11 protein-coding genes and 1 tRNA gene are annotated in these 9,438 nt (G+C 63.9%); 7 read left to right on the plus strand and 5 right to left on the minus strand.

Annotated elements, in window-relative coordinates; all coding sequences use genetic code 11:
• From H2040_RS13995 to H2040_RS14020, 6 genes are all read left to right on the plus strand, one after another.
• Nucleotides 1–574 (plus strand): DUF4893 domain-containing protein (locus H2040_RS13995; RefSeq protein ID WP_287158192.1); only part of this gene is annotated, 574 nt, incomplete at its 5' end.
• Nucleotides 571–1,026, plus strand: a complete 456-nt coding sequence (locus tag H2040_RS14000) for an acyl-CoA thioesterase (RefSeq protein WP_287158193.1) — start codon at nt 571–573, stop codon at nt 1,024–1,026. The genes H2040_RS13995 and H2040_RS14000, both read left to right, overlap by 4 nt.
• Nucleotides 1,027–1,077: 51 nt before the next feature.
• A complete protein-coding gene (gene map / locus H2040_RS14005) occupies nt 1,078–1,902 on the plus strand; it encodes a type I methionyl aminopeptidase (protein ID WP_287158194.1) in 825 nt (274 codons plus the stop codon).
• On the plus strand, nt 1,863–2,606 hold the full coding sequence (gene radC / locus H2040_RS14010; RefSeq protein WP_502709343.1) for a RadC family protein: 744 nt from the start codon (nt 1,863–1,865) through the stop codon (nt 2,604–2,606). The genes map and radC overlap by 40 nt, the downstream gene beginning before the upstream one ends.
• Before the next feature lie 76 nt (nt 2,607–2,682).
• Complete coding sequence (locus H2040_RS14015) at nt 2,683–3,009, plus strand: ArsR/SmtB family transcription factor (RefSeq protein WP_287158195.1); 327 nt, start codon at nt 2,683–2,685, stop codon at nt 3,007–3,009.
• Nucleotides 3,002–3,463: an SRPBCC family protein gene (locus H2040_RS14020; RefSeq protein ID WP_287158197.1), complete on the plus strand. Its 462-nt coding sequence runs from the start codon at nt 3,002–3,004 to the stop codon at nt 3,461–3,463. The genes H2040_RS14015 and H2040_RS14020 overlap by 8 nt, the downstream gene beginning before the upstream one ends.
• Before the next feature lie 98 nt (nt 3,464–3,561).
• Here the strand turns inward: H2040_RS14020 and H2040_RS14025 are convergent, their stop codons facing one another.
• The 4 genes from H2040_RS14025 to H2040_RS14040 form a co-directional block, all read right to left on the minus strand.
• Entirely contained in the window at nt 3,562–4,077 is a 516-nt protein-coding gene (locus H2040_RS14025; RefSeq protein WP_287158199.1) for a GNAT family N-acetyltransferase, read from the minus strand.
• Entirely contained in the window at nt 4,041–4,829 is a 789-nt protein-coding gene (locus H2040_RS14030; protein ID WP_022698737.1) for an ABC transporter permease, read from the minus strand. The genes H2040_RS14025 and H2040_RS14030 overlap by 37 nt, the downstream gene beginning before the upstream one ends.
• Nucleotides 4,826–5,752: an ABC transporter ATP-binding protein gene (locus H2040_RS14035; protein ID WP_287158203.1), complete on the minus strand. Its 927-nt coding sequence runs from the start codon at nt 5,750–5,752 to the stop codon at nt 4,826–4,828. The genes H2040_RS14030 and H2040_RS14035 overlap by 4 nt, the downstream gene beginning before the upstream one ends.
• A 102-nt stretch (nt 5,753–5,854) precedes the next feature.
• Nucleotides 5,855–8,623 (minus strand): hypothetical protein, encoded by a 2,769-nt coding sequence (locus tag H2040_RS14040; protein WP_287158206.1) that lies wholly within the window; start codon nt 8,621–8,623, stop codon nt 5,855–5,857.
• A gap of 123 nt (nt 8,624–8,746) precedes the next feature.
• Here H2040_RS14040 and H2040_RS14045 point away from each other — a divergent pair.
• Nucleotides 8,747–8,821 (plus strand) — tRNA-Thr (locus H2040_RS14045).
• A 43-nt stretch (nt 8,822–8,864) separates the two neighbouring features.
• Here H2040_RS14045 and H2040_RS14050 read toward each other — a convergent pair.
• Nucleotides 8,865–9,438, minus strand: a 574-nt coding sequence (locus H2040_RS14050) for a M23 family metallopeptidase (protein WP_287158207.1), incomplete at its 5' end; no start/stop codon positions are given.

Consider the following 9,438-nt stretch of genomic DNA (forward strand, 5'->3'; position numbering starts at 1 on the left):
GCCCCCGCCCGCCGCGCCGGATGACGGCGAAACGTCACCTCCGCCCGCGCGCAACATGACCGCGCCGGAGCCAACGCCCAATGACCGCCAGCGCCTGTCGAACCTAGACCAGCACCGCGAAAGCGCGGTGGCGCGGATGAATGCGGAAGCGGACGCGGCCGACGCGGCGGCGGTCAACGCCCTGCTGGACGCTCCGGCCCTGACGGCCGCGCCCGACGATCTCTATGGCACCTATGACTGCCGGGTCATCAAGCTGGGCGGCAAGGATTTCGGCCTGCCGGCCATCCTTTATGACTGGTTCGAATGCCGCATCACGCAGGGCGACGGCGCGCTGCGCTTCCGCAAGACCACCGGCTCCCAGCGCACAGAGGGCTATCTCTATCCCGAAGGCGGGCAGAGCTGGCTGTATCTGGGCGGGCTGCGCTATGACGACGAGGCGCCGCCCGAATATGGACGCGGCGAGGAGCGCGACCAGATCGCCCGCCTCTACCGCATCGGGGAAAACCATCTGCGCATGGAATTCCCGGACCCGTATTATGAGAGCGAGTTCAACATCATCGAGCTTCGCCAGTGACGGACTGGGACTTTCCCGACCCCTTCATCTACCGCGTCGCCGCGCGGGCTGAAGACATCGACGCCTTCGGCCACGTCAATAACGGCGTCTATCCGCGCTGGCTGGACGAGACCGCATGGGCGCACTGGGACTCCGAAGGGTTCGACGAGGAGACCTGCATCGCCGCCCGGCGCGGCATGGCCATCATGCGCGCCGAGTATGACTATCTGGCCGCGTCCTTTGCTGGCGACGATCTGGAAATCGCGGTCTGGGTCACCGCATCCGACCGCCGCCTGCGCGCCGAACGGCGCTTCCAGATCCGCCGCGCGAAAGACGGCAAGACCCTGTTCCGGGCGCTCTGGAAAATCGTCTGCTTCGACCTTGATTCCGGCAAGCCGGCGCGCATGAGCGCGGAGCTGAAAAGCCATTACGCGGTGAAGCCTGCGGTCGAAGCCGCGATGCAGCGTTTATGAATAGGCTCCGGCGGCCTATATAAGGGTTCAGACGCAACCAAGATTTTGACCATGACCGATTCACTGGCCGACGCCGCGCCGGCCCTACACCGCGGCGAACCAACGATTCACGGGCCTGAAGCCTTTGAAGGCATGCGCAAGGCGGGCCAACTGGCCGCCGCCGCGCTGGACGAGCTGGTGCTGGCCGCAAAGCCCGGCGTGACCACGCAGGCGCTGGACGATCTGGCGCGCGAATTCGCGCTGGATCACGGCGCCACGCCCGCCACGCTTTATTACCGGGGCTTCCAGAACTTCGTCTGCACCTCGATCAATCACGTCGTCTGTCACGGGATTCCGGCTGAAAAGCCCCTGAAGGACGGCGACATCATGAATCTGGACATCACGCTGATCATCGATGGCTGGCACGGCGACACCAGCCGCATGGTGGTGATGGGCGAACCGCGCCGGAAGGCCGAGCGCCTGATCGACATCACGTTCGAGTCCATGTGGAAGGGGATCGAGGCGGTAAAGCCCGGCGCCACGCTGGGCGATATCGGCCACGCCATTCAGGAACACGCCGAGCGCGCCCGTTGCTCCGTGGTGCGGGATTTCTGCGGCCACGGCATTGGCGAGGTCTTCCACGCCTCGCCCAATGTCGTGCATTACGGACGCCCGGGCCACGGCATGAAGCTGAAGCCCGGCATGTTCTTCACCATCGAACCGATGATCAATCTGGGCAAACCCGGCGTGAAAATCCTTGAAGACGGCTGGACGGCGGTGACGCGCGACCGCTCCCTGTCGGCCCAGTTCGAACATTCCATCGGCGTGACGGAGGATGGTTTCGAGGTGTTCACGAAATCGCCCAAGGGCCTCGACAAACCGCCCTACGCGGCCTGACGGACGGCGAGGCGCAAGGGGGCGTGGCGGATCAGCCGCACTATCACGGACACAGGGAACGGCTGCGCCAGCGCTTTGCAGACGCCGGCGCGGACGCGCTGGCGGACTATGAAATGCTGGAGCTGCTGCTCGCCCGCGCCCTTCCCAGGCAGGACGTCAAACCCATCGCCAAGGCGCTGATCGCCGAATTCGGATCCTTTGCCGATGTCATGGCCGCGCCCGCCCCGCGCCTGATGGAGGTCAAGGGCATCAAGGAAAAAACGGCGCTGGAGCTTAAAATCGTCGAGGCCGCATCGGTGCGCATGTTGCGCAACCGGGTCATCAATCGCCCGGTCATCTCGTCCTGGTCGGCCTTGCTGGATTACGCCCGCACCGCCATGTCGGACCCCCAGCGCGAAGAATTCCACGTGCTGTTCCTGGATAAGAAGAACCGCCTGATCGACGATGAAATCTTGGGCAAGGGCACCGTGGATCATGCCCCGGTCTATCCGCGCGAAATCATGAAACGCGCCCTGCAACTGGGCGCGACGGCGATCGTGCTGGTCCATAACCACCCCTCCGGCGATCCCACGCCCTCGCGCGCCGATATCGACATGACCCGGCAGGTTATAGAGGCCGGCAAACCGCTGGGGATCATGGTGCATGACCATCTGGTCGTAGGCGCAAACGAGGTCGCCAGCTTCAAGTCGCTGGGACTGCTCTGACCTGAAACCCGGATTTTCATGACAGGTTTGAACATGGCTTGACATGCAACCATATAGTTGCATATGAGTCTGAGACATGAGCGATGTCTTCCGCGCCCTTGCCGATGAAAGCCGCCGGTCCCTGCTGGACGCGCTGTTCGCGCGTAACGGCCAGAGCTTGAGCGAGATGGCCGAAAACATGCCCATGTCGCGGCAGGCCGTGGCCAAGCATCTGGCCATCCTGGAATCAGCCAATCTGGTCAGTACGGCATGGCGGGGGCGGGAGAAGCTCCACTATCTCAACCCGGTTCCGATCGGCGAGATCGTCCGCCGCTGGGTTGGCAAGTTCGAGGACGCCCGCGTGGACGCCCTCACCGACTTCAAGGAACAGATGGAAACGTCAGAGGAGAAACGACGTGCCTGAACGCGCCCCGGATTTTGTCTATACCGTCTTCATAGCCGCCGATCAGGAAACCGTCTGGAACGGCCTGCTCGACCGCGAACTCACCAAGGCCTATTGGGGCCACTACAACGAGTCCGACTGGAAACAAGGCTCGCGGTGGGAACATGTGCGCTCAGACGGCAGCGGCACGGTCGATATCACCGGCAAGGTGATCGAGATGGACCCGCCCAACAGGATGGTCTTCAGCTGGACATCGCCAAAGAACGCGCACGACCCTGATCAGGAGTCGCGCGTCACCATCGAACTGATCGCGCTTGGCCCGGACACCCGCCTCACCGTCACCCACTCCGACCTGATCGCCGGCTCCGATATGGAGAAAGGCGTCACGCAGGGTTGGCCGGCCGTCATCTCCAACCTCAAGACGTTGCTGGAGACCGGAAAGACGCTGCGGGAGGACGACTGGCCCAAGGCCTGAAGCGCTAGATCTTCAGCTGTTGACCGCTAATTCAGGGGGTAAACCAGAAGCCCCCGGCAGCCAGAAATTACGGCCGCGGTTCGAAGCTGGAGATGCGCTTATTGCGCTGGCAACGTCATTTCCATCTCGAACCGTTTGAGGGTCTCGCCACCGACCTCAACAGCTTCCTCGCGCAGGATCGTGAAGCCCATTGCCGAGAAGGCCGGCTTGGCGGTGAGGCTCGCATGAACCCAGAGACGGTTGAAGCCGTGCTGTTGCGCGCGCTGGCGTATCGCCTCGAACAAACGGCGGAACAGTCCAGTACCCTGGCTTTCCGGACGGATGAAGGCGAAATCGATATAGCCCCCTTCCGCAAGGGTCATGAAGCCTTCGATTTCCTGTCCGCGTTCCGACAAAATGATCTCCTGCCGACCAAGCCGCGCATTCCATTCCTCGCCTGAACGCGCGGCCGGGACCCAGGCCTGGCGCTGGCGTTCGGTGTAGAGGCTCGGCCCCTCCCTTACAGCGGCAAACATGGTCTCTCCCAGCGCCGTGTAATCGTCCGCAGTTCCCGCTCTGAGCATCGGTCCGGTTCTCTCTAGCTCTTCAGCTTGTAGCCCGTTTTGAACATCCACCAGACCACGGCCAGGCACGCGAAGAAGAAGCCCAGCGTCGCGATCAGGCTGGCCATGATCCCCACGTCCGAGGTCTCGAAAAACGACCAGCGGAAGCCGCTGATCAGATAGACCACCGGATTGAACAGGGTCACGGTCCGCCAGAAGGGCGGCAGCATGTCGATGGAATAGAAGGCGCCGCCCAGGAAAGTCAGCGGGGTGATAATCAGCATCGGTATGAACTGGAGGTGTTCGAAGCTTTCCGCCCAGATGCCGATGATGAACCCGAACAGCGAGAACGTCACCGCCGTCAGCACCAGAAAAGCCACCATCCAGACCGGATGCAGGATCTGCAACGGCACGAAGAAGGATGCGGTGACAAGGATGATCAGGCCCAGAACGATGGACTTGGTCGCCGCCGCGCCGACATAGGCCAGCAGGATTTCCAGATAGCTGACCGGCGCGGACAGAAGCTCATAGATCGTGCCGGTGAATTTCGGGAAATAGATGCCGAAACTGGCGTTGAAGATCGACTGCATGAACAGCGTCATCATGATCAGGCCCGGCACGATGAACGCGCCATAGGAGACGCTGTCCACCTCGCCCATGCGGCCGCCAATGGCCGCGCCGAACACCACGAAATACAGAACCGTCGTGATGACCGGGGTCGCCACGCTCTGCCATAGCGTGCGCAGGGCGCGCGCCATCTCGAACCGGTAGATCGCCCACACGCCCCAGGCGTTGAAGGCGGGAACCTGGCTTTGACCGCTCATGCGCCATTCCTCACTAGGCTGACAAAGATTTCCTCCAGCGAACGCTGGCGTGTGTTGAGGTCCTTGAACCCGATGCCCAGATCGCTGATCCGGCGCAGCAGGGACGGGATGCCCGTGCGTTCCTCGTTCGCGTCGAACGTGTAGATCAGCGCATAGCCGTCATCGCCCAGCGTCAGATTCCACTCACCCAGCTCGGCCGGAATTTCGCTCAGCGGATCCTGTAGCTGCAGCGTCAGCTCCTTGCCGCCCAGGCGCTGCATCAGCGTCTCTTTCTGTTCGGCCAGGACCAGCTTGCCTTGCGAGATCACGCCGATGCGGTCGGCCATCTCCTCGGCTTCCTCGATATAGTGCGTGGTCAGGATGATGGTGACGCCGCTTTCGCGCAGCGCCCGCACCTGCGCCCACATGTCCCGGCGCAGATCCACGTCCACCCCGGCAGAGGGTTCGTCCAGGAACAGGATTTCCGGCTCGTGACTCAGCGCCTTGGCGATCAGCACCCGGCGTTTCATGCCGCCGGAAAGATTCATGATCTTCTCTTTGCGCTTGTCCCACAGGCTCAGCGATTTCAGCGTTGCTTCGATATGCGCCGCGTCGGGCGCCTTGCCGAACAGGCCGCGCGAAAAGCTGACCGTGTCCCAGACCGTCTCGAACGCATCGGTTGTCAGCTCCTGCGGAACCAGCCCGATCTTGGAGCGCGCCACGCGGTAGTCGCGCTGGATATCATGGCCATCGACCGTCACCTTGCCGGCGGTCGCGGTCACGATACCGCAGACAATGCTGATCAGCGTCGTCTTGCCAGCGCCATTGGGACCCAGCAGCGCGAAAATCTCACCCTTCTCGATCTCCAGATCGACATCGGTCAGCGCTTGAAAGCCGCCCTGATAGGTTTTCGAAAGGCCGGAAATGGAGAGGACTGGCGGCATAAACGACTCTCAAATTAAACCGGGGAGTTAAATATTGAGCCGGACACATAAGTATCCGCTGATGGGCGGTCAACCGGGCCGCGGCGAATTCAACAAATCTTTCTAGAGAAGCAGCCCCGCCGCGCTTCCGCCGCCGCCGCTGTTCAGGCGGTCCAGACCGGCCTGGAAGTTGGCCAGCTGCGCCTGAAGATAGGCCGGGACCGGGCCTTTGGGCTTCTTGAACTGGCCCGTGTCCGGCGCGGTCAGCTTGCGATAGGCTTCCTGCACGGTCTTCATCGCCTCGCCCAGCATCGCCGCGGCCGCCTTGGCGGAGTCTTTCTCCTTCAGCGCGGAGGCGAAATCGATGTCGAGGCCATAAAGCGGCGGCGCCGCGGAGGCCTTGTCGTCCTCGTCGACTTCCGGCGCTTCATAGACCACGCCCGCCGATAGCCCCATCGCCTTCAGGGCGTCCTTGCCTTCCGGCCCGGCGCCGATCTGGATTTTCACGCCCTCGCGTGGCTCGATCCGCAGGCGGTTGCCTTCGCTGGAGCGCGCCACGCTGGCCTTCCCGTCCAGCACCAGCGCCGCGTTGATCTTGAAAGTCAGCGTCAGATAGGTGTCGCGCGCCTCGATGGTGATGGTCTTGGCGCGGCCGCCATCCACCGCCACGGTAAAGCTGTCGCCCGGACGCACCGCCGTATGGTCGATGATCCGCTCCGACCCGCCATAATCCAGCGTGCCGCGCGGCAGGCCGATCTGGTCCAGCACGGAGTCGCCCTTCGGATCGATGGCGATGGAGACCGCCTCCGACTGTCCGCCGCGCCCGGAGAGCTGCGTGGTGTAGGCCAGCGACCCGTCCGCGGCGCTTATCCGGCTGAGGAAGCTGTTCAACTCGCCCGTCAGCTCCCCGCCGCCGGACATCGCCCCGCGGGTGCTGCCGGTCAGATAGACCTCGCCGCCTTCGACCACGATGTCGCGGACCTCGTCGGTCGTCGGCGATCCGACAAAGGAAACATAGTCCTGCGCCGCGGAGCCGCCGTTATCGGCGAGCTTGAGCACGAACCCGTCCCGGCCGCCGGAATGGCCCGGATTGGCCCCGGCGATGTCGGAGGCCTGCCCGGCCGAACCGCCAGCATAAAGCGCCCCGCCGTCGAAATCGAGCGCCGAGATGGAGCCGCCATTGAGATTGCCGAGATCAAAGCTCCACAGCGCGGCGGAGCTTCCGTCGGCGGCGGAGAATTTCTGGATGGAGCCGTTGCCGTCGCCATCCTTCAGCGCCACGGCCAGATTGCCGTTATCGTCGAAGGCCACGGCCGTCGCCGTCTGGTCGCCCGCGCCGCCGAACTGGCGGGTATAGAGATGCGTCCCGTCCGCGCCCAGCGCGCGGATATAGGCGTCCTTGCCGCCGCCATTGCCCGCCCCGTCCAGATTGCCGGACGTGGTTCCCGCGACATAGATCGTCCCGTCATCGCCCACGCTGACGCCGGTCACCTGATCCGCCGCGCCGGTGCCGAAGCGCTGCAGCCATTGTTCGGAGCCGTCGGCAGAGTATTTCGCGGCGAACGCGTCGCCCTCGCCCCGGTCCAGCGTGTCGCCCAGCGCCCCGTCCAGCGTGCCGGTGAGGATCACCCCGCCATCGGCGCTGACCGCCAGGTCCACGCCCCCGGCCTCGTCCGCCGCGCCCAGCGCCCGCGTCCAGACCGTCTTGCCGGTGGAATCGTATTTCACCAGCATCAGATCCTGCGCGCCCTTGGGCGCGGTTCCGCCCACCGGGCCCTGCGTCTCGACCAGCGCATAGATTTCGCCGTTCGGCGCGGCCGCCACCGCGCGCGGGGTCAGCGCCGGCGGGTCTTCTTCCTCGACCTCTTCACTCTCCCCGGCCTTGCGGTTCTTGCTGGCCTCGGCGATCACCGCCTTGGCGTCGAATTCCGCGTCATCGGTCTCCGGGGAGTCGATGGCCAGCCGCCGGATGAAATCGTATTCGGGAACCCCGGTCAGACCGTCGATCTTGGAAAGCTGCCCGGCCGTCCCGCCGGATATGCCCAGCATGTAGGCGGACGGCGTTCCCGCCGCGTCGAAGCGGATCTTCTCGGTTGAAACGCCGGAAATCTGGAAGCCGAAATCATTGCCGGGGATCACCCCGACATCGTTTTTCTCGCCCATCTTCACCCGCTCGAACCGGGTGATGACGCCCGCGGCCTCCAGCTTCGAATTGATGTGGGCGGCGACGTTATCCATCGTCCGCTCTGTCGCGCCCATATCGGCCAGATCAATATCGATCACCGTCTCCGCGCCATTCTTGGTGACGCCGATCTGGAATTGCACGCTGCCCTGGAACGCATCGACCGCGGCGTCGAAATCGCCCTTGTGGATGACGCCGGTCGTGTACTGGCTCTGTCCGCGCTTGATCGGGGAATCCGTTCTCACCCCGTCCAGCACCGCGCTGGACACCAGGCTCAACTCCTCAAGATCCAGATCGCCGACGAAGCTCTGAAGCTGCTCCAGCCCCTCGCCAAACCGCCGGTCCAGGAAGGCGCGGCGCGTGGCGCTGGTCGAATCCTCGGACGCCTCGCTGGCCAGCGCATAGAGCCGGCGCAATCCCTGATGCAGGGAAAACAGATCCTTGTGATCGTCCGGCGCGCTGAATTCGGAAAATTCCCTGGCCTCGAAAAACTGCCCGGACCCCAGAACATCACGCGACAGCTCGTCCAGCCCGGTGATCCCGCCCCGCACGTCCCAGGGCGGCAGCTCGCCCGGCTTGGCCTGTCCGTTGGCGTTTCCGGCCTGCGAAGACCCGCGCCCGGACGCCAGCGCATTATTGAGCGCATTCTGCTGAATGCGCGCATTATAATAGCTGGACAACAGGTCCTGGGAGAAGCCAATGATCGCCATGCGAAGCGGTGTAACAGAGCGGCTTTAAAATCTGTTAATCGCACGGACGATTTCGCGATGCGCAGCAGGGGCCTTCTCACCCGCCCCGGAGCGCGTTATAGGGCACGCCTTCAACGCGCGAGCGCCGCAGTAGCTCAGTGGTAGAGCGCACCCTTGGTAAGGGTGAGGTCGAGAGTTCAATTCTCTCCTGCGGCACCAGCTTCCAGTAAAATCCGAAAGCCCCGCGCCCCGCGCGCCGCCGTCAGTCGATGCGGATGCTGGCGTCCTTGCTGGCCACCAGCACGCCGTCGCGCTCCAGCGTATATTTCATGCTGTATTCGCCCGGGGTCCAGCCGCCCGCCGGGGCCTTTTTCCCTGCGAACGCGAACCAGGAAACATTGGAATCCTCCAGCGTCCGCTGGTTGTCGATCAGCACCCCTTCCGGCCCGCTCATGCGGAAATTCTGCTGGTCGCCCTTCTGCACGCCGAACGCATCCACCCAGAAGACCAGCGGCCGCTCGCGGCTGATCGCCCGCCCGTCATAGACGCCCTTGCGCGCCAGCTCGGCTTTGGGCTGGGTCGCGGCAAAGCCAACGGCCAGAACGCCGGTCGGCCGGTATTCCAGCGCCTTCAGCGCCGCGTCAGTCCACAGCGGCTCCCGCGGATCGCCGCATTTATACTCGCCGGGACGCCCGACATAGGGGTCCAGACGCTCGCCATCCTTGCGCACGGTCAGGTGGACATGCGGGAACTCAGTGAACCCGGACAGGCCGATCTCGCCCAGCTTGTCGCCGCGCTTGACCTGATCGCCCACTTTCACGGCGACCGAGCCCTTC

Source organism: Euryhalocaulis sp. (assembly GCF_013911995.1).
GTDB lineage: Bacteria > Pseudomonadota > Alphaproteobacteria > Caulobacterales > Maricaulaceae > Euryhalocaulis > Euryhalocaulis caribicus.

Excerpts from the sequence above, each read along its gene's own strand:
- map (WP_287158194.1), top strand. The coding sequence starts at position 1,078 with ATGACCGATTCACTGGCCGACGCCGCGCCGGCCCTACACCGCGGCGAA.
- H2040_RS14015 (WP_287158195.1), top strand. The coding sequence starts at position 2,683 with ATGAGCGATGTCTTCCGCGCCCTTGCCGATGAAAGCCGCCGGTCCCTG.
- H2040_RS14030 (WP_022698737.1), bottom strand. The coding sequence starts at position 4,829 with ATGAGCGGTCAAAGCCAGGTTCCCGCCTTCAACGCCTGGGGCGTGTGG.
- H2040_RS14035 (WP_287158203.1), bottom strand. The coding sequence starts at position 5,752 with ATGCCGCCAGTCCTCTCCATTTCCGGCCTTTCGAAAACCTATCAGGGC.
- H2040_RS14040 (WP_287158206.1), bottom strand. The coding sequence starts at position 8,623 with ATGGCGATCATTGGCTTCTCCCAGGACCTGTTGTCCAGCTATTATAAT.